Below are 20,091 nucleotides of genomic sequence, written 5' to 3'. Positions count from 1 at the left end.
CCGGGAGCGCCGTTGGGACCGGGAGCGCCCGGAGCACCAGGCGAACCGTTGGCACCGGGAGCACCCGGAGCACCGTTGGGGCCAGGAGCACCCGGAGCACCGGGGGCGCCGGGAGCGCCGTTGGGACCGGGAGCGCCCGGAGCACCAGGCGAACCGTTGGCACCGGGAGCACCCGGAGCACCGTTGGGACCGGGGGCGCCCGGAGCACCCGGGGAGCCCGCCACGCCCGGAGCGCCGTTGGGGCCGGGTGCACCCGGGGAACCGGCGGCACCGGGAGGACCGGCGGGGCCACTCGGTCCAGGGGGCCCACTCGGTCCGGGCGGGCCGCTCGGTCCGGGCGGGCCGACGGTGCAGGCCGCCCTCGTGATGGTGTTGTCGTCGAGAGTGACGGCGCCGTTGCGCGCCAGGGCGCGGCCTTCGATCACCGAGGCGTGGTTCACGCTGATGGACGTGAGGGCCAGGATGTTGCCCTTGAAGAAGGAGTCGACGTCGATGGTGGCGGAGCTACCGACCTGCCAGAACACATTGCAGGGCTGTGCTCCGTTGACCAGGCTGACGACGCTCGACGGAGCTGTGATGAGGGTGGAGCCGATCTGGAAGATGAAGACGGCGTTCGGGTCGCCCATCGCGTCGAGGGTGACGGTTCCGGTGAGGTTCAGCGACGAACTCGCCTTGTAGACGCCGGGCGTCAGCGTCAGCCCTCCGATGTCGCCGGGCGAGGTCAGGATGGCCGTGGGGGCCCGGCCGGCGGCATCGTTGTAGGCGATGACGAGGTCGGACTGGGCCTGCGCCGCCTGCGCGTCGTTGACGTGCTGAACCCCGTTCACGGTTCCGGGGGGAAAGCCCGTCACGCTGGTGCCCGGGAAGAGCCCCAGGTCGCCGTTGATGACGCTGGGTCCGGTGTTGGTGACGGTCGAGCCCGCCAGGATCGCATAGCTGGTGTCAGTCCCCAGCCCCACCGGTGCGGTTGCTGCGTGCGCGGGGCTGGCGACCAGGCCGGCCGCCGCGAGCAACGTCAGTCCGGACAGCAGGACGGACGCCCCCGCGAGTCGAGCGCGTCTACGCCCTCGTCCCGGTGGAGCGGACAACATGGCATCGACTGCCATAGGACAGGACCTTTCTTGTCGCCGTTGAACTCCGTCACCCGAAGTGGGCATTCGAAGCGCTGCTGGTGGTTTCCGGTCAGGCCTCACGCCCTCGAACTCGCGCCGGAGGGCTTTCGACGAGCGGGAGCCGACCAGGACACGTGATGGAGAGTCACCAACTCACTACACCGTGCAACAACAACATGAAAAGAAGAGAGTGATAAAGATGCAACGGAGTGACACACCAGCGCCGATCGAGGAATGACCTCCACCGCCGCAGCATCGTTCGTTTACGCACTAAATGCCCGGATCTGCCCTCCCCTGGCAGCCGACGGCCGCCGCCAGCGCCGTAGCAGTACCGTTTTTTCCTCTTGGCCGCGCCCAGGCCGGTGAATCACGTATCGGCCCGTGATCCCAATCGTTGGCCCGATCATGAACGACCTAACGAATCCGCTGGAAGAGGCGCTCACTGCGGCCACCGGTGACGCCGACACGGTGGCCGAGCGCTGCCGCGCCGCAGGCGGCCTGCTCAGGGTCACCCTGGGTGAACTGCGCGCGGAAGTCGGCTACCGAAGACTCGGCAAGTACGTCCTGGAAGAACTGGCCGAGTGTCTCACCGAAGAGGGGCTCGGCTGGTTCCCGACGTGGCGGCTCTCCCCGAGGGAGAACGGCGAGCCGCGGAAGGAACACGACGTATGGGTGTTCGTCCGGGACGGCGGCCTGCGCTGCCAAGTCATCGATGCCATCCAGGCCCCCGACGGTTCCGACGTCCCAGCGGTCCTGAACGGCCTGCTCAAAGGCCGTCCCCAGGATCTCTCCCCGGAGCGCAAGCTCGACCTCATCCGCGAAATCCTCGGGCTCTGACCCACACCCGAGAAATCCGCCGACCGGAGTCCACCTGCGCACCCGAACGTTCGCGGCGCTGCGCCGGACACCCCTTTCGGGGATCCCGGCGCAGCGCCTCGGCGCCGCCGTCAGTCGGCGAGCGGGAGGTAGACCCGGTTGCCCTGGGCCTTGAACTCCTCGGACATGGCCTGCATGCCGGCCTCGGCCTCCGCGTCGTAGCCGGACGCCACGGCCGTCGCGCCGTCGCCGTGTTCGTCGCGGATCTTCTGGGAGATCTTCATCGAGCAGAACTTCGGGCCGCACATGGAGCAGAAGTGGGCCGTCTTGGCGGGTTCGGCGGGGAGGGTCTCGTCGTGGAAGTCGCGGGCGGTCTCCGGGTCGAGGGCCAGGTTGAACTGGTCCTCCCAGCGGAACTCGAAGCGGGCGTCGGAGAGGGCGTCGTCCCACTCCTGGGCGCCGGGGTGGCCCTTGGCGAGGTCGGCGGCGTGGGCGGCGATCTTGTAGGTGATCACGCCGGTCTTGACGTCGTCGCGGTTGGGCAGGCCCAGGTGCTCCTTGGGCGTGACGTAGCAGAGCATGGCGGTGCCCCACCAGGCGATCATCGCGGCGCCGATGCCGGAGGTGATGTGGTCGTAGCCGGGGGCGACGTCGGTGGTCAGCGGGCCGAGGGTGTAGAACGGCGCCTCGTCGCAGATCTCCTTCTGGAGATCCATGTTCTCCTTGATCTTGTGCATCGGGACGTGGCCCGGGCCCTCGATCATCACCTGGACGTCGCGCTCGCGGGCGATCCGGCCGAGCTCGCCGAGGGTCCGCAGCTCGGCGAACTGCGCCTCGTCGTTGGCGTCCGCGATCGAGCCGGGGCGCAGGCCGTCACCGAGCGAGAAGGTGACGTCGTAGGAGGCGAGGATGTCGCAGAGTTCCTCGAAGTTGGCGTAGAGGAAGTTCTCCTGATGGTGCGCCAGACACCAGGCGGCCATGATCGAGCCGCCGCGCGAGACGATGCCGGTCTTGCGGCGGGCGGTCAGCGGGACGTAGCGCAGCAGCACGCCGGCGTGGACGGTCATGTAGTCGACGCCCTGCTCGCACTGCTCGACGACGGTGTCCCGGTAGACCTCCCAGCTCAGTTCCTCGGCCTTGCCGTCCACCTTCTCCAGCGCCTGGTAGAGCGGCACGGTGCCGATCGGCACGGGGGAGTTGCGCAGGATCCACTCGCGCGTGGTGTGGATGTTGCGGCCGGTGGAGAGGTCCATGACGGTGTCCGCGCCCCAGCGGGTGGCCCAGGTCATCTTCTCCACCTCCTCCTCGATCGAGGAGGTGACGGCCGAGTTGCCGATGTTGGCGTTGATCTTCACCAGGAAGTTGGTGCCGATGACGGCCGGCTCCACCTCCGGGTGGTTCACGTTCACCGGGATGACGGCCCGGCCGCGGGCCACCTCGGCGCGCACGAACTCGGGCGCGAGGCCCTCGCGCAGCGCCACGAACTCCATCTCGGGTGTCACCACGCCCCGCTTGGCGTAAGCGAGTTGGGTGACGGCCGCACCGTCGCGGCCGCGCAGCGGGCGGCGCGGACGGCCGGGGAAGACGGCGTCCAGGTTGCGCAGGTTCCCGCCGCGCGGGGCGGTGTGCTTGATGCCGTCGTCCTCGGGCCGCGGCTCGCGCCCGTCGTACTCCTCGACGTCGCCGCGCTGGCGGATCCAGGGGTCGCGCAGCGCGGGCAGGCCGCGCCGCACGTCGGGCTCGTACGCGGGGTCGGTGTACGGGCCGGAGGTGTCGTACAGCGGGACGGCCCGGCCGTTGGTGAGCCGCACCTCGCGGTAGGGGACCCGCAGGTCGGGGCGGGATCCCTCGCGGTAGGCCTTGCGCCAGGCCGGTGTCGGGTAGCCGGTGCGCTCGCTGCTGGGGGCGCTCCGGGCAGACTGCGGCTGTGCGTCGAACGTGGTCATCTGACCTCTACTCCCTACGCCGGCATTACCCGGTCAGGTTCCTGCGGTCGACGCAGCCGTCGGTCCGTCCGTCGACGTCCCGGTCAGCGCCCTCTCAGCCCGGTGCTCCGAGCTCCCGCGTCGCAGGCGGTGTTGCCTGCACATGACGCCCAACACGGTAGCGAGCCGATAGCCGCAGGTCCAGAGCAGGGCCGGAGCAGGCCCGCAGTGGGCCCGCAGTGGGCCGGCAACGGGCCCGGGAGCCGGGTGAACGGCCGAGGCCCGGCTCCCCGTGACGGGGACCGGGCCTCAGGGCGGCGATCGGGGAGGGATCAGCCCTTGGCGGCCTTCTTCACCAGGATCACCACGGCGGCCGCGATGCCGACCACCACCAGCAGCTTGATCACGATGCTCAGCAGCGCCCCGACCACGCCGAAGACGAAGGCCACGACGTTCCAGGCCAGTACCAGGACCAGCACCGGGATGACGATGTTACGCACCCACGAGGGCAGCGACTTCCAGAGCTCAGCCATGTCCGTTCCTCTTCTCCCCTGGGTCGGCCGCCGTCCGGTGCCGCATCCCGCTTGCTTTCGTACTTCGATCGTACGGGGGCCCGAGTGCCGGAACGAGGCCCAACGGCCCGGAGAGAACCCCGAGATCACCCCGACCCCGACCCCCGGGAACACCCCCTGCGGGTCTACGGGGACACCCCCTGGGAGACCCCCGCCGAACGGCCGGGAGCGCGGGCCCGCCGCCGGTCAGACCGGCCAGCGCTCACCGCGCCAGGCGGCGTCCCAGAACATCCACTCGTAGCGCGAGGTGGTCACGAAGTGCTCGACCACCTTGCGGCGTTCGGCCGGGGCGAGCTCTTCGCCGAGCCGGTCGGTGAGCGCCAGCACCCGGCGGACCACCGACTGGAACGCCTCGTCGCCGTAGGTGGCGATCCACTTGGCGTAGAGCGGGTCGGGGGAGCCCTGGGCGAGCAGCGCCTCGCCGACCCTGGCGTAGATCCAGTAGCAGGGCAGCACCGCGCCGACCGCCTCGGCGAAGGAGCCGCCGTAGACGGTGGCCAGCAGGTAGCTGGTGTAGGCCCGGGTGGTGGGCAGCACCGGCTCGGCGGCGGCCTGGTCGGCGGTGCCGCCGAAGGCGGTCAGGAACTCGGCGTGCATGCCCTGCTCGGCGGCCAGCGCGCCGACCGCGTCGTCGGCGAAGGCCCGGACGTCCTCCTCGCCGGGCGCCTTGGCGGCGCAGACGGCGAGGGCGCGCGCGTAGTCGCGCAGGTAGTGCGAGTCCTGGACGACGAAGTGGCGGAAGGCCTCGCGCGGCAGGGTGCCGTCGGTGAGGCCGGCGAGGAAGGGGTGGGCCAGGATCTCGGCGTAGACCGGCTCGATGGCCGCCCAGAGTTCTTCGGTGAGGCTGCGGGTCATGCGGACGACCCTAGGCGAGCTCGCCCCGGCACCGGACGTCACTCCCCGGTACCGGGTGTCAGTCCTCCGGCGGCGAGAACACCACCAGCACCCGCAGTTCCTCGGTGACGTGGTGGAAGCGGTGCGGGGCGCCGGCCGGGACGTAGACCACGGTGCCGCGCCCGACGGTCGCGGTCTCGGCACCGACGGTCAACTCGGCCCGGCCGCTGATCACCTGGTAGATCTCGTCCTGCTCGTGCGCGGTCTGCGGGTCGGTGTCGCCGGGGGAGAGCGCGTACAGCCCGGCGGACATCCGCGGTTCGCGCAGGAACCTCAGGTACCCGCCGTCGTTGGCCGCCCGCTCGGCGTCCAGTTCGTCCAGCCGGAACAGCTTCACCGCCGCCGTCCTCCCCTCCTCGTCCACCTCCGGGACCAGGGGCATTCAACACCAACCCGCCGCGTGGTGGTTCCCCCGGGACCGGGTCGCCTGTCAGGCTTGGGCGGCATGAAGGGTTTCGTCATCAAGACACTGATCAACGCGGCGGCCATCTGGGTCGCCGCCTGGATCGTCAGCGGCATACAACTCGCCCAGGGCACGGCGGACTGGCAGCACAAGGCACTCACGGTGCTCGGTGTGGCGGTCGTCTTCGGCATCGTCAACTGGCTGATCAAGCCGGTGGTCAAGCTGTTCTCGCTCCCGCTGTTCATCCTCACGCTGGGCCTGATCACCTTCGTGATCAACGCCCTGATGCTGATGCTGACCTCGTGGGCGTCGGGGAAACTGGAACTGGACTTCCACGTGACCACCTTCGGGGCCGCGCTCGTCGGTTCTCTGATCATCAGCCTGGTGGCCTGGGGTCTGCACCTGGCCCTGGACGACGACTGACCGGCGTCGTGCGCACCCGCGCGAGGGGCCCGTACCCGGTGGAACACCCGGGTACGGGCCCCTTCGCCGTCCCGTCGTCGGCGGCCGGCCCCGCGGCCGCTCACCCGGCGTTCTCACGCCCCCGGAGGATGTCCGCGAGCTTGGCGTCGAGCTCCCGCCCGGTGAGCTCCTGCCCCACCGGCACCAGCCGGTCGGTGCGCGCCAGGAAGGCGATCAGCGGCGCCGACGAGGCCCGCAGCACGGCGTCGCCGTCGGGGGAGCGCAGCACGACGCGGACCTCCGAGAGCTCCTCGCCGACCGGGTGGATGCGCACGTCCCCCTCGCCCGCCGGGCCGCTGATCCCGTCGAGCAGCAGGTCCCGCGCGAAGAACCAGGTCACCGGGGCGCTGCCGGGCAGGTGGAAGGTGAACCGGACGGCGAACGGATCGCCGGCCTCGTACGCCACGTCCGCCAGGATGCGGAGGGAGAGCTCGTGCGAGAGCACGAGGTCCATCACCAGGTGGCCCTGGACTGTGCTGCTGTGCTGCATGGCGCCAGTACCTCTCGTTCTGCCCGGACGGTCGGTGCGCTGGGTCCGATGGCGGCCGGACACGGGTTCGACATTTCGGCGGTTCGGCGGTTCGGCGGGGTTGCGACGGGGTTGCGACGGCCCTCCCGGGTGCCCGGTGGTCGCCCATTGCAGCACAACGGCTCCCCGAACGGACGTATCCGACCGGGTCGGCGTTTCGGCCCATTCCCGGGGTTTCGACGCATTCCCGGCGCGGGAGACTCCCGCACAACGCTCCTGCCCCGGAGGTGGCCATGGGCCCCGAGAACCGAACCCCGCCACCGCGCCCGGTCGTGAAGCGCACCGCCCGGGCGATCCTGCTGGAGCTGGACCCGGACGATCCGCACGGCCCGGCCTCGATCGTGCTGATCCGGCGGGTCCGGCCGGGTGCGCCGCACCCGTACTGGATCACCCCCGGCGGCGGGGTCGAACCGGGTGACCGGACGGTCGTCGACGCGCTGCACCGCGAGGTGGACGAGGAGCTCGGCGGCAAGGTCGTGGACGTGGTGCCCGCCTTCGTCGACACCATCAGCCACACCCACGACGACGACACGCTCCTGCACCCGCACGGGGTCAAGGTGCAGCACTTCTTCGTCTGCCGGCTCGCCTCGATGGACCTCAGCCGGCGGCACGGCCCGGAGGTGACGGAGCCGAACGGCGAGTACGAGGTGGTCCGGCTGCCGTTCACCCGGGAGGGGGTCACCTCGGTCAACGTGGTCCCGCCCCGGTTGCGGGCCTACCTGGCGGCCAACATCGAGGGCATCCGTGCGCTGCTCGCGCCCGACCTGGGGTGATCCCGGGTGGTCGCGGGTGATCACCCGGCGGCCAGGTCGCCGACCAGGTCGTGCCGGATCCGCTCGGCAGGCACCCCGGAGCGCAGCAGCACCCCGACGCCCCGGCGCACCATCGCGGGCGGGCCGCTGAGCACCGCGTCCCGGCCCGTCCACGGGCCGAACCGGCTGACCACCTCGGGCAGTTCGCCGGTCAGCGCACCGTCGGCGGGGCCGGCCCCGGACAGCACCGGCCGGACCGTCAGCCAGGGGTGGAGCCGGGCCAGCTCGCGCAGCCCGTCCAGCGCGTACAGCTCGGCGGCGCGGCGGGCCCCGTAGAACACCTCGATCCGGCGGCCGTACCCGCCGTACTCGGCCGCCTCCTCGACCAGCGCGCGGACCGGCGCGATGCCGGTGCCGCCGCCGAGGCAGAGCAGGTCCGCCCCGACGGTGTGGTCGAGGGTCATCGCGCCGGCCGCCGGCCCCAGCCGCAGGACGTCCCCGGGCGCGGCCCGGTGGACCAGCGCGTTGCTCACCCAGCCCGCCTGCACGGCCTTGACGTGGAAGGTCAGCAGCCCGTCCGGACGGGGGGCGGAGGCGAAGGAGAAGTGCCGCCAGACCCGCGGCCACCAGGGTGTCTCCAGGCTGGTGTACTGCCCGGCCCGGAACGGGTACGCCTGGTCCGGGCGGACGGTGATCACCGCGATGTCCCGGGTGACGCGCTCGTGCCGGACCACCTCGCCCTGCCACCAGGGCGGCGAGGTGCGGGCGGCCTCCTCGGCGGCCTCGATCATGATCGAGGAGATCAGCCGGTAGGCGCGGCGCCAGGCCAGCTCGGTGTCGGCGTCCCAGCGGCCGCCCGTGTACCGGGCCAGCGCCTGCACCAGGCACTCCCCCACCGGGGCGTAGTGGGCGGTCAGCGTGCCGTACCGGCGGTGGCCGCAGCCGAGCCCGCTCAGGCCGGCGCGCAGGGCCACCGGGTCCTCGGCGCCGCGCGCGGCGGCCAGCAAGGCACGGAACAGCCGGTCGCGCTGGACGTCCATGGCGGCGGGGAAGAGCGAGCGGACCTCGGGGTGGTGGAGGAAGAGCAGCGCGTAGAAGTGCGCGGTGGCCCGGTCGGCGACCGGCTCGACGGCGGCGAGGCTGGCCCGGATCAGCTCGATGTCCCGGGCGGTGGGCGGCAGTTCGACGGCGGGGACGACGGCCTGCGCGGGGCCGGGCTGTACGGGGGCGGGCAGTGCGGCGGGCAGCGCCGCAGGGGGCAGTGCGGCCGGGGGCTGCGCCGGCGGTGTCGGCACGGCCCAGGCGTCGCTCCACCTGTCGCCGGGGCCGGCCCAGTTGAGCCCGGGAGCGTCGGTGAACAGCGGGCGGAAGGCCGGCGAGGTGCCGGTGACCGAGACCGCCTCGGGGTGGCTCGGCGCCGGGATGGCCGGCGGCACGGACGGCATCGGCGGCACGGACGGTGCGGGCGGCACCGACGACGGCACCGGGCGGACGGGCGCCGGCCCGGGGGCGCCCGGCACCGGCGGCAGGACGGCGACGGGCGCTTCCGCGGGTGTCACCGGCGGCAGGTCCGGCGGGTCCAGCGGCATCGGCGGGCGTACGGCCGTCTCCGGCGTCGGCGTCGGCGTCGGCGTCGGCGTCTCCGGCGACGGCGGTGCTTCCGGCGACGGCGGCCCCTGGGGCGGGAGCTCCGGCAGGCCCGGGACGGAGGTGGCCCCCGCCGAGCCGTGCCCGGTGCGGACCAGGAGTGTTCTGCGGGACTTCACCGCTACGTTTCGAGTACCCAAGAGAATCGTTTCGCCTCCGGCCGGCCTGCGCCACCACCTGGCTTGTCTCTGCTGACGCCTAGGCAGCGTGGCACGCCCGAAGTACTCATCCGACAAATCACGCGAAGCCCGGACACCCGGCCCGGGAACGCGCTACTCTCGCTCGATCGCGGTTGCCCTGGGTGGCCCCCCGTACGCCCAGGGCAACCGTCGTCCTCCCGCGGTCGCGGCCCTCAGAGCTGCCGCAACAGCATCCCCGGCTGCTCCACGCAGTCCGCGACGAACCGTAGGAAGCCGCCCGCCGTCCCGCCGTCGCAGACCCGGTGGTCGAAGGTGAACGACAGCTGCGTCACCTCGCGCACCGCCAACTCCCCTTGGTGGACCCAGGGTTTGGCGACGATCCGGCCGACCCCGAGCATCGCCGCCTCCGGGTGGTTGAGGATCGGGGTGGAGCCGTCCACGCCGAACACCCCGTAGTTGTTCAACGTGAAGGTGCCGCCGGTCAGTTCGGCCGGAGTGAGCGAGCCGTCGCGCGCCGCCCCGGTCAACCGGCTCAGCTCCTCGCCGAGTTGCTCGGTGTTGCGGGCCTGCGCGTCGCGCACCACCGGGACGACCAGACCGCGTTCGCCCTGCGCGGCGAAGCCCAGGTGCACCGCCGCATGCCGGACGATGCCCGAACCGTCCTCGGTCACCGAGGAGTTGAGCTCGGGGAAGCGCGCCAGCGCGACCGTGCAGATCCGCGCCAGCAGTGCCAGCACGCTCACCTTCGGACCCGGTGCCGCGTTCAACTGCCGCCTCAGCGACATCAGTTCGCTGGCATCGACGTCCACCCAGCAGGTCGCTGCCGGGATCTCCCGGTGGCTGCGGCTGAGCTTCTCGGCCACCGCCTTGCGCAGCCCGCGCAGCGGGACGACGGTCTCCGGAGCACCGGAGGAGACGGGCCGGGCCACCGGCCGGTCGGCCGCCCGGGCGACGGCCGGCGCGGCCACCCTGGCAGCGACCGCCCGTTCGACGTCCGCCCGCATGATCAGCCCGTCCGGCCCGCTCCCGGTGAGCGCGGCCAGGTCGACCCCCTGCTCCCGGGCCAGCCGCCGCACCAGCGGCGAGATCACCGGCACCACGACCGGCGCGGCCACGGCCGGACCGGCGGGCATCGCAGCGGCCACGACCGGCGCGGCCACGGCCGGAGCAGCCACCGCCGCAGCAGCGCCCGGAGCGACCACCATGACCCGGCGCCGCCGCCCGCCCTTCCCGGTCTCCGCGACGCCGTACCCGACCAGCGGCCGCTCGACCTCGGCGGAGGACCGCTCGGCGCGCTCACCGACCGAACCGACCGAACCGACCGAACCGACCGGCTCCTCGGCGCCGCCGCCCGCCGCCGCCACCGCGACCGTCACCAGCGGCGCGCCCACGGCGATCTCCTCGCCCTCCTCGCCGTACCGCGCGGTGACCACCCCGCCGTACGGGCAGGGCACCTCCACCACGGCCTTGGCCGTCTCCACCTCCACCACCGGCTGGTCGACCGCGATCACCTCGCCGACCTCGACCATCCAGCGCACCACCTCCGCCCCGGTGAGTCCCTCACCGAGGTCGGGCAGCCGGAACTCCCGCACGACGGGCATCACGATCAGTCCTCCCACTGCAGCCGGGCGACCGCGTCCAGGATCCGGTCCACCCCGGGCAGGTGGTGGTGCTCCAGCATCGGCGGCGGGTACGGGATGTCGAAGCCGGTGACCCGCAGCACGGGCGCGGCCAGGTGGTGGAAGCAGCGCTCGGTGACCCGCGCGGCGATCTCCGCGCCGGTGCCGCCGAAGCCGGTCGCCTCGTGCACCACCACGGCCCGGCCGATCGAGCGCACCACCCGGCAGACCGTCTCGTCGTCGAACGGCACCAGGGTGCGCAGGTCCAGCACCGCGAGGTCCCAGCCCTCGGCCTTCGCCGTCTCGGCCGCCTCCAGGCAGACCGGCAGCGAGGGGCCGTAGGTGATCAGGACGGCGGACGTCCCGGTGCGCCGCAGCACGGCCCGGCCGATCGGTTCGACCGGCGCCGCCGGGTCGAACTCGGTCTTGCCCCAGTAGAGCCGCTTGGGCTCCAGGAAGACCACCGGGTCGTCGGAGGCGATCGAGGCGCGCAGCAGCCCGTACGCGTCGGCCACCGTCGCGGGCGTGACCACGTGCAGGCCGGGGGTGCTGGTGTAGTAGGCCTCGGAGGCGTCGCTGTGGTGCTCGACCCCGCCGATCCCGCCGCCGTAGGGGATGCGGACGGTGATCGGCATCGGCAGCCGGCCCGCCGTGCGGTTGCGCATCTTGGCGACGTGCGAGAACAGCTGCTCCAGCGCCGGGTAGGCGAAGGCGTCGAACTGCATCTCGACCACCGGGCGCAGCCCGTACATCGCCATGCCGATCGCGGTGCCGAGGATGCCCGCCTCGGCCAGCGGGGTGTCCAGGCAGCGGTCCGGGCCGAACTCGGCGGTCAGCCCGTCGGTGATCCGGAAGACGCCGCCGAGCGCGCCGACGTCCTCGCCGAGGACGTGCACCGCCGGGTCCTCGCGCATGGCGTCCCGCAGCGCGGAGTTGAGCGCCTGCGCCATGGAGGCGGTGCGGGCACCGGAGGGGAGCGGCGCGGCGGCCCGGCCGAGGGTGGGGGTGGCGGACGGGTGGGCGGTCGACATCAGTGCTGCACCTCGGCTTCGGCGGCCAGCTCGGCGGACAACTGGGCGGCCTGCTCCCGCAGTTGCGGGGTCGGCTCGGCGAAGACGTGGGCGAACAGCGACATCGGGTCGAGCTCCGGGTCGGCGTGGAACTCGGCCCGCATCCGGGCCGCCAGCGCCTCCGCCTCCTCCGCCGCCTCCTGCACCAGCCGGTCGTCCAGCACGCCGAGGCCGCGCAGCGCGCGCTCCATCAGCAGGATCGGGTCGTGCTCGCGCCAGGCGGCGACCTCGGGTTCGGTGCGGTAGCGGGTGGCGTCGTCGGCGTTGGTGTGCGCCTCGATCCGGTAGGTCAGCGCCTCGACCAGGGTCGGGCCGCCGCCGCTGCGGGCCCGCTCGACCGCCTCGGCCAGCACGGAGTGCACGGCGGGGGCGTCGTTGCCGTCCACCAGCCGGCCCGGCATGCCGTAGCCGACGGCCTTGTGCGCCAGGCTGGGCGCGGCGGACTGCGCGCTGAGCGGGACGGAGATCGCGTAGCCGTTGTTCTGCACCAGGAAGACCACCGGGGCGCCCAGGACGGCCGCGAAGTTCAGTGCCTCGTGGAAGTCACCCTCGCTGGTGCCGCCGTCGCCGAGCATCGCCAGCGCCACGGCCGGCTCGCCGCTCAGCCGGGCGGCGTGCGCCAGCCCGACGGCGTGCGGGGCCTGGGTGGCGAGCGGGGTGCAGAGCGGGGCGGTACGGCTGGCGCGCGGGTCGTAGCCGGTGTGGGCGTTGCCGCGCAGCAGGGTCAGCGCCTCCAGCGGGTCGACGCCCCGGGAGACCACGGCGAGGGTGTCGCGGTAGCTGGGGAACAGCCAGTCGCGCTCGTCGAGCACCAGCGCGGCGGCGACCTGGCAGGCCTCCTGGCCGGTGGACGCCGGGTAGACGGCGAGGCGGCCCTGCTTGGTCAGGGTGGTCGCCTGCTGGTTGTAGCGGCGGCCGACGACCAGGCGCCGGTAGAGCTCGCGCAGCAGCGCCGGGTCGTACTTCTCCAGCGCGGGGGTGCCGAGCACCCGGACGGGGGAGGGGTCCGGGAGCAGGGGGGCCGGGTCGGTGCGCGGGGCGGTGGCTCCGGGCGACCAGCCGGGCACGCCCGTGTGGTGTCTGTGGTCGAGAACGGTCATCTCGGGGCACCTCCAGGGGTGGCGGGGGCTCCCTACCGATTGTTCGGTCGTCTGTTCATCTTGACCAGAAGCGTGACAAGGTGGTGGACATTCGGCCTGAGCGGCGGTCGACTGGTGGCAGTGTGTCCAATCGGTGAGGGTGGGGGGTCATGTCGGCTGAACAGATGTCCAGACTCGACCGGGTCGACCGGTCGATCCTGCGGCTGCTGCAGCAGGACGGTCGCGCCTCGATCCGCTCGGTGGCCGAGCGGGTGCACGTGTCCCGGGCCAATGCGTACGCCCGGATCTCCAGGATGGTCGAGGACGGCGTCATTCGCGGCTTCACCGCCCGGGTGGACCACGAACGGGCAGGTCAGGCCGCGTCCGCGTACATCACCCTGAAGATCGTCCAGAACTCCTGGCGCACGGTCCGCGAGCAGTTGCTGGAGCTGCCCGGGGTGGCGCACATCGCGCTGGTCGGCGGGGACTTCGACGTCCTGCTGCTGGTGCACACGGCCGACAACCGGGCGCTGCGGGAGCTCGTGCTCAACCGCATCCAGTCCATCCCCCAGGTGCTCGGCACCCGCACCATGCTGGTCTTCGAGGAGACCGACCAGGTCCCCCCGGACCCACAGACCCCCTGACGGCACCCCGGCCGGCGACCGCCGGCCTTCGACCTTCGACCTTCGGCAGCAGGCCGGTTACCGCGCCCGCAGCCCGTCGAAGGCCAGGTGCACCACCGCGTCCGCGACCCCGTCCGCGGCCTTGAGCCCCGGCCGGTACCACTCCACGATCGAGTTGATCATCCCGAACAGCAGCCGGGTGGCCAGCCGCGGCTCCACGTCCGCGCGCAGCGATCCGTCCGCGACCGCCGCCCGCAGCAGCTCCGCGACCTGGTGGTCGAAGTCCCGGCGCCGCTCCAGCGCCCACTGCTCGGTGGCCGTGTTGCCGCGCACCCGCAGCAGCAGCGTCACGTACGGCAGCTCCGCCAGCAGCACCTCCGCGGTGCGCCGCACCACGTGCTCCAGCCGCTCCACCGCCGGGCCGGCGACCGCCGCCGGCTCGGCCAGGATCCCGAACAGGCCGTCCAGCGCCCGTCCGACCGCCAGCCGCAGCAGCTCCTCCTTGCCGCGGACGTGGTGGTAGATGGAGGACTTGGAGATCCCGGCCGCCCGGGACAGGTCCTCCATCGAGGTGCCGTCGTAACCGCGCTCGTTGAAGACGTCGACGGTCACCGCGAGCAGTGACTCCACGGTGTAGGCGGTGCGCGTGGTGTGATCGGCCATCCTCCGAGTATCCCCGGCCGCCCGACCGGGTAGTCGATCGGGTCCGCCCGGCGGGCACCGGCCCGCGCACGTCCGGAACCTCCGCCGTACCGGCCCGCGCCCCCGCCCGCACCGGCCCGCACCGGCCCGCTGTGGTCCACACCAGCCGGAGGACGCAGGCCCTAGACTCTGCGGACGATCCGTCCACGTCCACGTCCAGAGCAGGCTGGGGTCCACGGCTGATGAACGCAATACCGGCAGTCGCCTCCGACGTGCCCGAGCAGCGCAGCGGGGAGCCGGCGGAGTCGCGCGGCTGGCAGGAACGCGCCCGGGCGCTGGTGGTCCGCTTCGGCCCGGCCGTGTGGTGCTACGCGCTGCTCAAGCTGATCGGCTTCACCGCGTTCATGAAGCTGCTCTCCTTCGCCGGCGACTACGCGAAGAAGCCGGCCCGGTTCGGCGGCGGCGCCAACCCCTGGGACGTGCTGGCCAGCTGGGACGGCTGGTGGTACCAGCAGGTGGCCCAGTTCGGCTACCACCCGGCGCTGGTCCCGATCGCGGGGCCGGAGGGCTTCAACGTCGAGCAGAACTCGGCCGCCTTCTTCCCGCTCTACCCGGGCCTGATGCGGCTGACCTCGGAGGTCACGCCCTTCGGCCTGTACGGCGCCGGGATGCTGGTGTCGGTGGTGGCCTCGCTGTTCGCCGCCGCCGGGATCTACGCCGTGGTGGAGAAGCTGTCCGGGGACGTCCGGGCCGGCGTGATCGCGGCCGGGATCTGGGCGATCGCCCCGGGCTCGGGCGCCGAGTGGGCGGTCTACTCGGACTCCACCTTCGTCGCGCTGGCCGTCTGGGCCTGCTACTGCGTGATGACCAGGCAGTGGGTCGCGGCCGGGGTGATCACCCTGGTCGCCGGGCTCAACCGGCCGACCGCGGCGGCGCTGATCGGCGCGGTGGGCCTGGCCGCGCTGGTCGAGCTGTACCGGCGGGAGAGCGGCGTGCTGCGCCCGCTGACCGCGCTGCTGCTGGCCCCGGTCGGCCTGCTCGGCTACGTCGGCTGGGTGGGCTGGCGGATGGGCGAGTGGGGCGGCTACTTCCGGCTGCAGCACGACGCCTGGCTGCACTACTTCGACGGCGGCCAGGGCACCTGGCACGCGATCCGCGGCGTGCTGCTGGGCCGCAACGACTACCCCTTCGCGTTCCCGGTGCCGGACCTGCTGGCGACCCTGATCGTGCTCACCCTGCCGGTGCTGATCGTGCTGATGATCCGGCTGCGCCCGCCGCTGGTGCTGACCGCCTACACGCTGGCCACGATCGTCTCGGTGCTCGGCAGTCTGGGCATCTTCGGCAACACCTCGCGCTACCTGCTGCCGGCGTTCCCGCTGCTCATCGCGCTCGCGGTGGGGATGCGCAAGCTCAGCTGGCCGGTGCTGGCCGCCGTGCTGGGCACCGGCGCGCTCGCCTCCGGCTGGTACGGCGGGTACGTGCTCTTCGAGCTGGGCGTGCCGTAACCCCTGACCCCCTGAACTGACCCCCTGAACCCCGGGCTCCCCGGAGCCGGGTTCCCCGCACCCCCGGAGGGCGCGTCCGCCACGGACGCGCCCTCCGTCCGTTCCGGCGGAATCCGACCCGCTGCACCCCCTTGAGCCGACCGATCGTTCGGTTACTCTGTGACGTGTCCCGTCCTCCCCCCTGAGGAGCGCACAGATGTCCGCAGCGGTCACCCACCCCCTCGTCAGCGAGCTGGTCGAGCGCCACCAGGCCACCCTGGACGCCGCGCTCGCCGCCGCCGCCGAGCGCGACTACTGGTCGCCCTACCCCGAGTTCCCGAAGGCGTACGGCGAGAGCGGCCCGGCGGACGGCAAGGCCGCCTTCGACGCCCTGCTCGGTCGGCCCTTCGTGCTGGAGGGCCACCCCACCGACGGCGACCAGGTCGGCGGCGAGGCCTCCCCGTACGGCGTCGAGCTGGGCATCACCTACCCGCACGCCGACCCGGACGCGCTGATCGCCGCGCTCACCGCCGCCCGCCCCGGCTGGGCCGCCGCCACCCCGCTGGAGCGCGCCGCCGTCTGCCTGGAGATCCTGCACCGGATCAACGCCCGCTCGCACGAGTTCGCCCAGGCCGTCATGCACACCACCGGCCAGGCCTACGGCATGGCCTTCCAGGCCGGCGGCCCGCACGCCCAGGACCGCGGCCTGGAGGCCGTCGCCTACGCGTACGCCGAGCAGACCCGGCTGCCCGCGCGGGCCGACTGGACCAAGCCCCAGGGCAAGCGCGATCCGCTGGTGATGACCAAGGAGTTCACCGTCGTCCCGCGCGGCCTCGCGCTGCTGATCGGTTGCAACACCTTCCCGACCTGGAACGGCTACCCGGGCCTGTTCGCCTCGCTGGCCACCGGCAACCCGGTGCTGGTCAAGCCGCACCCGCGGGCCGTGCTGCCGCTCGCGCTGACCGTCCGCACCGCCCGCGAGGTGCTCGCCGAGGCCGGCTACGACCCCAACCTGGTCTGCCTGGCCGCCGAGCACGACGGCGGCACCGTCGCCGCGACCCTCGCGGTCCGCCCCGAGATCAAGATGATCGACTACACCGGCTCCACCTCCTTCGGCGACTGGCTGGAGGAGAACGCCAAGCAGGCGCAGGTGTACACCGAGAAGGCCGGCGTCAACGCCGTCCTGATCGACTCCACCGACGACTACAAGGGCATGCTGGGCAACCTGGCCTTCGCGCTCTCGCTCTACAGCGGCCAGATGTGCACCACCCCGCAGAACGTCCTGATCCCGCGCGGCGGCATCGGCACCGACCAGGGCGACAAGACCTACGACGAGGTGGTCGCCGACCTCGCCGGCGCGATCGAGGGCCTGCTCTCCGACGACGCCCGCGCCGCCGCCATCCTCGGCGCCGTGGTCAACCCCGGCGTGCTGCAGCGCTCGGCCGCCGCGGCCGGCGGCGAGTACGGCGAACTCGCCCTCGCCCCGCGCGCGGTGACCTCGCCGGACTTCCCCGGCGCGACCCTCCGCACCCCCGCCCTGGTCAAGCTGGACGCCGACAAGCCGGACGACCGCTCGGTCTTCCGCACCGAGTGCTTCGGCCCGGTCTCCTTCGCCGTCGCCGTCGAATCCACCGCCGCCGGCATCGAGTTGCTGCGCACCACGGTCCGCGAGAAGGGCGCCATGACCGCCTCCGGCTACACCACCTCGCCCGAGGTGGAGGCCCTGCTGGTGGAGGCCGCGCTGGACTCCGGCGTCTCGCTCTCGCTCAACCTCACCGGCGGCGTCTTCCCCAACCAGACCGCCGCCTTCTCCGACCTGCACGGCACCGGCGCCAACCCGGCCGCCAACTCGGCCTACTGCGACGGCGCCTTCGTCGCCAACCGGTTCCGCACGGTGGAGATCCGCCGGCACCGCTGAGCACCCGCGGCGGTGCCGCCGAGCACCCACGGCGGCACGCGCATCGGCACCCACATCGGCACCGCGCCGGCACCCGTGCCGGCGCTCCCGGGCCCCGGCGGTCACCCACCGCCGGGGCCCGGCGGTTCACAGCTCCCACCGGGCCCGCGATGATGGAGGCTGGGAGAACGCCGGGAACGGCGTCCAACCGACCTCCGAACAACGGGAGCTGATACATGACCGTGAAGCCGACGACCGAAACCGACGTCCTGATCGTCGGCGCCGGACCCACCGGGCTGCTGCTCGCCGGCGACCTCGCCGCCGCCGGCGTCGGCGTCACCGTGCTGGAGAAGCGGGCCGCCGAGTCCAACCTCACCCGCGCCTTCGGCGTGCACGCCCGCAGCCTGGAGCTGCTGGACGCCCGGGGCCTGGCCGACGACCTGATCGCCACCGGCCACCCGCTCGGCGCGCTGAGGATGTTCGGCCGCTTCGGCATCGACCTCGGCTCGCTGCCGACCCGCTTCCCGTTCGTCCTGATCACCCCGCAGTACAACGTCGAACGGCTGCTCCTGGAGCGCGCGGAGAAGGCCGGCGCGACCCTGCTGCGCGGCGCCGAGGTCACCGGGCTGCGCCAGGACGCCGAGGGCGTGACGCTGGAGACCGCCGACGGGCGGACCCACCGCGCCGCGTACGCGGTCGGCACCGACGGCGTCCGCTCCGCCGTCCGCGACCTGCTCGGCATCCCGTTCCCCGGCGAATCGGTGGTCGACTCCGTGGTGCTGGCCGACGTCCGGCTGGAGAACGAGCCCACCGAGGCGATCACCGTCGGCGCCAACGAGACCGGCTTCGCCTTCATCGCCCCGTTCGGCGACGGCTGGTTCCGGATCATCGCCTGGGACCGCAACGAGCGCTTCCCGGACGGCACCGCCCCCACGCCCGAGCAGCTCACCGCCCTCACCCGGGCCATCCTCGGCGAGGACTTCGGCCTGCGCGAGGTGCGCTGGAGCTCGACCTTCCACAGCGACGAGCGGCAGGTCCCCAACTACCGCTCCGGCCGGGTCTTCCTGTCCGGCGACGCGGCCCACTGCCACTCCCCGGCCGGCGGCCAGGGCATGAACACCGGCCTGCAGGACGCCGCCAACCTCTCCTGGAAACTCGCCGCCGTCCTCCGCGGCCGGGCCACCGACGCCTTGCTGGACACCTACCAGACCGAGCGGCACCCGGTCGGGAAGACGGTGCTGCGCACCTCCGGCGCCCTGATCCGGCTCGCCCTCGCCGAATCCGCCCCCACCCGCGCCCTGCGCGGGGCGCTCACCGCGCTGGGCGGCCACCTCGACCTGGTCACCGAGCGCGGCGCCCGGCTGGTCTCCGGCATCGGCATCTCCTACCCCGCGCCCAAGGACTCCCACCCGCAGGTCGGCAAGCGCGTCCCGGACCTGCGGCTGACCGCCCTCAGCAAGCCCGTCGAGGGCGCCCCGGCCGCCCCCGAGCGGCTCTACGAGGCGCTGCGTGCCGGAACGTTCGTCCTGGTCAGCAACGACGAACTGGCCGCCGCCGAGCCCTGGACCGACCGCATGGTCTCCGCCGCGCCCGCCGACCCGCACGGCAAGCTGCGCGACACCGTCCTGCTGATCCGCCCGGACGGCTACGTCGCCTGGGGCGCCGTCGACCCCGGCCAGAACGAACTCCGCGCGGCCCTCACCGACTGGCTCGGCGCCCCGGCCTGACCCCCGGTCCGGGCGGGCGCGCGCGCCCGCCCGGACCGCGCCGTCCGAACGCCGGAGCTCCGCTTCGCCGACGCCCGCGCCGTACCGTCCGAACACCGCCGCCCCGACCCGTCGTCCGGTTCGTCCGTCAGCCGCGCGCCTTCACATAGTGCCGCGCCGCCTTCGCGCGATTCCCGCACACCGCCATCCGGCACCACCGCCGACGCCCGTTCTGCGAAACGTCGAAGAAATGCAGAATGCATGCCTCGTGCGCGCACTGCTTCACCCGCGACGCCCCCTGTCCGAGCAGCGTGAGGAAGTCGTCCGCGGCCAGCCAGGGCGCCAGCCACTCCGGCCGGTCCGGCTCGACCCGGTCCTCGGCCCCGCCCGGTCCGGCCGTCCGCCGGATCCGCCCGTGGGCCAGCACCGCGTCCAGTCCGTCCCGCGCGGCGGCGCTCAACTCGCCCTGCTCGCGGGCGTCCTGGGCCGCCAGCAGGATCGCCTCCCGGGCCTGCCGGACGGCCGCGAGTCCCGCCTGGTCGGCCGCGCAGCGGTCGCCCAGCCCGGCGGAGGAGAGCCAGATCCCGTAGCCTTCGACCCCGGCGAGCAGGTCGTTGACGGGCCTCCCTGCCCAGCGCGTGTTGAGCAGGTCGAGCGCGAGCGGCTCGCCGATCAGCGGCCGCGGGTCCCTCGGGTCCGCCATCACGTCAGTCATCGTC

At 73.1% G+C, this 20,091-nt stretch carries 19 protein-coding genes and 1 riboswitch; of the genes, 7 read left to right on the top strand and 12 right to left on the bottom strand.

Annotation, left to right across the window (positions count from 1 at the left end; all coding sequences use genetic code 11):
- Nucleotides 1–959 (bottom strand): ice-binding family protein (locus tag AB0Q99_RS24815; RefSeq protein WP_363575274.1); only part of this gene is annotated, 959 nt, incomplete at its 3' end.
- 558 nt (nucleotides 960–1,517) lie between these two features.
- On the opposite strand from AB0Q99_RS24815, the gene AB0Q99_RS24810 reads away from it, so the two are divergent.
- Entirely contained in the window at nucleotides 1,518–1,949 is a 432-nt protein-coding gene (locus AB0Q99_RS24810; protein WP_363575272.1) for a hypothetical protein, read from the top strand.
- 110 nt (nucleotides 1,950–2,059) lie between these two features.
- Here AB0Q99_RS24810 and thiC read toward each other — a convergent pair whose 3' ends face one another.
- The 4 genes from thiC to AB0Q99_RS24790 all read right to left on the bottom strand — a co-directional run bounded on the left by thiC (nucleotide 2,060) and on the right by AB0Q99_RS24790 (nucleotide 5,656).
- Entirely contained in the window at nucleotides 2,060–3,874 is a 1,815-nt protein-coding gene (thiC, locus tag AB0Q99_RS24805; protein WP_363575270.1) for a phosphomethylpyrimidine synthase ThiC, read from the bottom strand.
- Nucleotides 3,869–4,003, bottom strand: a riboswitch (TPP riboswitch). Its footprint overlaps the gene before it by 6 nt.
- A gap of 182 nt (nucleotides 4,004–4,185) precedes the next feature.
- Nucleotides 4,186–4,386: a DUF5326 family protein gene (locus AB0Q99_RS24800; protein ID WP_363575268.1), complete on the bottom strand. Its 201-nt coding sequence runs from the start codon at nucleotides 4,384–4,386 to the stop codon at nucleotides 4,186–4,188.
- Between the two features lie 225 nt (nucleotides 4,387–4,611).
- On the bottom strand, nucleotides 4,612–5,280 hold the full coding sequence (tenA, locus tag AB0Q99_RS24795) for a thiaminase II (RefSeq protein ID WP_363575266.1): 669 nt from the start codon (nucleotides 5,278–5,280) through the stop codon (nucleotides 4,612–4,614).
- Nucleotides 5,281–5,338: 58 nt separating this feature from the next.
- Nucleotides 5,339–5,656 carry a cupin domain-containing protein gene (locus AB0Q99_RS24790; RefSeq protein WP_363575287.1) on the bottom strand — a complete coding sequence of 106 codons (318 nt, stop codon included), beginning with the start codon at nucleotides 5,654–5,656 and terminating at the stop codon, nucleotides 5,339–5,341.
- A 108-nt stretch (nucleotides 5,657–5,764) separates the two neighbouring features.
- Between AB0Q99_RS24790 and AB0Q99_RS24785 the strand changes: the two genes are divergently transcribed.
- On the top strand, nucleotides 5,765–6,145 hold the full coding sequence (locus AB0Q99_RS24785) for a phage holin family protein (RefSeq protein ID WP_363575264.1): 381 nt from the start codon (nucleotides 5,765–5,767) through the stop codon (nucleotides 6,143–6,145).
- Between the two features lie 100 nt (nucleotides 6,146–6,245).
- Here AB0Q99_RS24785 and AB0Q99_RS24780 read toward each other — a convergent pair whose 3' ends face one another.
- The gene (locus tag AB0Q99_RS24780) at nucleotides 6,246–6,674 is read right to left on the bottom strand and encodes an SsgA family sporulation/cell division regulator (RefSeq protein WP_363575263.1); all 429 of its coding nucleotides are present in this window, start codon (nucleotides 6,672–6,674) and stop codon (nucleotides 6,246–6,248) included.
- 272 nt (nucleotides 6,675–6,946) lie between these two features.
- Between AB0Q99_RS24780 and AB0Q99_RS24775 the strand changes: the two genes are divergently transcribed.
- Complete coding sequence (locus AB0Q99_RS24775; RefSeq protein ID WP_363575261.1) at nucleotides 6,947–7,486, top strand: NUDIX domain-containing protein; 540 nt, start codon at nucleotides 6,947–6,949, stop codon at nucleotides 7,484–7,486.
- 20 nt (nucleotides 7,487–7,506) lie between these two features.
- On the opposite strand, the gene AB0Q99_RS24770 is transcribed toward AB0Q99_RS24775, so the two are convergent.
- The 4 genes from AB0Q99_RS24770 to pdhA all read right to left on the bottom strand — a co-directional run bounded on the left by AB0Q99_RS24770 (nucleotide 7,507) and on the right by pdhA (nucleotide 13,041).
- On the bottom strand, nucleotides 7,507–9,231 hold the full coding sequence (locus AB0Q99_RS24770; RefSeq protein ID WP_363575260.1) for a globin domain-containing protein: 1,725 nt from the start codon (nucleotides 9,229–9,231) through the stop codon (nucleotides 7,507–7,509).
- Between the two features lie 233 nt (nucleotides 9,232–9,464).
- Entirely contained in the window at nucleotides 9,465–10,853 is a 1,389-nt protein-coding gene (locus AB0Q99_RS24765) for a dihydrolipoamide acetyltransferase family protein (protein ID WP_363575258.1), read from the bottom strand.
- Between the two features lie 5 nt (nucleotides 10,854–10,858).
- On the bottom strand, nucleotides 10,859–11,821 hold the full coding sequence (locus AB0Q99_RS24760) for an alpha-ketoacid dehydrogenase subunit beta (RefSeq protein ID WP_363575285.1): 963 nt from the start codon (nucleotides 11,819–11,821) through the stop codon (nucleotides 10,859–10,861).
- An 80-nt stretch (nucleotides 11,822–11,901) separates the two neighbouring features.
- The gene (pdhA, locus tag AB0Q99_RS24755; RefSeq protein WP_363575256.1) at nucleotides 11,902–13,041 is read right to left on the bottom strand and encodes a pyruvate dehydrogenase (acetyl-transferring) E1 component subunit alpha; all 1,140 of its coding nucleotides are present in this window, start codon (nucleotides 13,039–13,041) and stop codon (nucleotides 11,902–11,904) included.
- A 149-nt stretch (nucleotides 13,042–13,190) separates the two neighbouring features.
- On the opposite strand from pdhA, the gene AB0Q99_RS24750 reads away from it, so the two are divergent.
- The gene (locus tag AB0Q99_RS24750) at nucleotides 13,191–13,664 is read left to right on the top strand and encodes an Lrp/AsnC family transcriptional regulator (protein ID WP_363575254.1); all 474 of its coding nucleotides are present in this window, start codon (nucleotides 13,191–13,193) and stop codon (nucleotides 13,662–13,664) included.
- A 57-nt stretch (nucleotides 13,665–13,721) separates the two neighbouring features.
- Here the strand turns inward: AB0Q99_RS24750 and AB0Q99_RS24745 are convergent, their stop codons facing one another.
- The gene (locus AB0Q99_RS24745; RefSeq protein ID WP_363575252.1) at nucleotides 13,722–14,306 is read right to left on the bottom strand and encodes a TetR/AcrR family transcriptional regulator; all 585 of its coding nucleotides are present in this window, start codon (nucleotides 14,304–14,306) and stop codon (nucleotides 13,722–13,724) included.
- A gap of 221 nt (nucleotides 14,307–14,527) precedes the next feature.
- Between AB0Q99_RS24745 and AB0Q99_RS24740 the strand changes: the two genes are divergently transcribed.
- The 3 genes from AB0Q99_RS24740 (at nucleotide 14,528) to AB0Q99_RS24730 (ending at nucleotide 19,393) form a co-directional block, all read left to right on the top strand.
- The gene (locus AB0Q99_RS24740; RefSeq protein ID WP_363575251.1) at nucleotides 14,528–15,790 is read left to right on the top strand and encodes a hypothetical protein; all 1,263 of its coding nucleotides are present in this window, start codon (nucleotides 14,528–14,530) and stop codon (nucleotides 15,788–15,790) included.
- A 196-nt stretch (nucleotides 15,791–15,986) separates the two neighbouring features.
- Nucleotides 15,987–17,687: a phenylacetic acid degradation protein PaaN gene (paaN, locus tag AB0Q99_RS24735; RefSeq protein WP_363575249.1), complete on the top strand. Its 1,701-nt coding sequence runs from the start codon at nucleotides 15,987–15,989 to the stop codon at nucleotides 17,685–17,687.
- 215 nt (nucleotides 17,688–17,902) lie between these two features.
- Nucleotides 17,903–19,393, top strand: coding sequence for an FAD-dependent monooxygenase (locus AB0Q99_RS24730; protein WP_363575247.1), 1,491 nt, complete (start codon nucleotides 17,903–17,905; stop codon nucleotides 19,391–19,393).
- Between the two features lie 127 nt (nucleotides 19,394–19,520).
- Here AB0Q99_RS24730 and AB0Q99_RS24725 read toward each other — a convergent pair whose 3' ends face one another.
- Entirely contained in the window at nucleotides 19,521–20,087 is a 567-nt protein-coding gene (locus AB0Q99_RS24725; RefSeq protein WP_363575245.1) for a CGNR zinc finger domain-containing protein, read from the bottom strand.
- Between the last annotated feature and the right edge of the window lie 4 nt (nucleotides 20,088–20,091).

Origin of the sequence: Kitasatospora sp. NPDC086791 (assembly GCF_040685975.1) — a bacterium.
Classification (GTDB): Bacteria; Actinomycetota; Actinomycetes; order Streptomycetales; family Streptomycetaceae; genus Kitasatospora.
The sequence above is the reverse complement of the archived record's forward strand: the minus strand, read 5'-3'. Positions and strand labels throughout refer to the sequence as shown.

What these genes read in the sequence shown, in the direction of transcription:
- tenA (WP_363575266.1), bottom strand. Translation starts at nt 5,280, where the DNA reads ATGACCCGCAGCCTCACCGAAGAACTCTGGGCGGCCATCGAGCCGGTC.
- AB0Q99_RS24725 (WP_363575245.1), bottom strand. Translation starts at nt 20,087, where the DNA reads ATGACTGACGTGATGGCGGACCCGAGGGACCCGCGGCCGCTGATCGGC.
- AB0Q99_RS24740 (WP_363575251.1), top strand. Translation starts at nt 14,528, where the DNA reads ATGAACGCAATACCGGCAGTCGCCTCCGACGTGCCCGAGCAGCGCAGC.
- AB0Q99_RS24730 (WP_363575247.1), top strand. Translation starts at nt 17,903, where the DNA reads ATGACCGTGAAGCCGACGACCGAAACCGACGTCCTGATCGTCGGCGCC.
- AB0Q99_RS24780 (WP_363575263.1), bottom strand. Translation starts at nt 6,674, where the DNA reads ATGCAGCACAGCAGCACAGTCCAGGGCCACCTGGTGATGGACCTCGTG.
- pdhA (WP_363575256.1), bottom strand. Translation starts at nt 13,041, where the DNA reads ATGACCGTTCTCGACCACAGACACCACACGGGCGTGCCCGGCTGGTCG.
- paaN (WP_363575249.1), top strand. Translation starts at nt 15,987, where the DNA reads ATGTCCGCAGCGGTCACCCACCCCCTCGTCAGCGAGCTGGTCGAGCGC.
- AB0Q99_RS24775 (WP_363575261.1), top strand. Translation starts at nt 6,947, where the DNA reads ATGGGCCCCGAGAACCGAACCCCGCCACCGCGCCCGGTCGTGAAGCGC.
- AB0Q99_RS24800 (WP_363575268.1), bottom strand. Translation starts at nt 4,386, where the DNA reads ATGGCTGAGCTCTGGAAGTCGCTGCCCTCGTGGGTGCGTAACATCGTC.
- thiC (WP_363575270.1), bottom strand. Translation starts at nt 3,874, where the DNA reads ATGACCACGTTCGACGCACAGCCGCAGTCTGCCCGGAGCGCCCCCAGC.
- AB0Q99_RS24785 (WP_363575264.1), top strand. Translation starts at nt 5,765, where the DNA reads ATGAAGGGTTTCGTCATCAAGACACTGATCAACGCGGCGGCCATCTGG.
- AB0Q99_RS24765 (WP_363575258.1), bottom strand. Translation starts at nt 10,853, where the DNA reads ATGCCCGTCGTGCGGGAGTTCCGGCTGCCCGACCTCGGTGAGGGACTC.
- AB0Q99_RS24760 (WP_363575285.1), bottom strand. Translation starts at nt 11,821, where the DNA reads ATGGCGCAGGCGCTCAACTCCGCGCTGCGGGACGCCATGCGCGAGGAC.
- AB0Q99_RS24810 (WP_363575272.1), top strand. Translation starts at nt 1,518, where the DNA reads ATGAACGACCTAACGAATCCGCTGGAAGAGGCGCTCACTGCGGCCACC.
- AB0Q99_RS24750 (WP_363575254.1), top strand. Translation starts at nt 13,191, where the DNA reads ATGTCGGCTGAACAGATGTCCAGACTCGACCGGGTCGACCGGTCGATC.
- AB0Q99_RS24745 (WP_363575252.1), bottom strand. Translation starts at nt 14,306, where the DNA reads ATGGCCGATCACACCACGCGCACCGCCTACACCGTGGAGTCACTGCTC.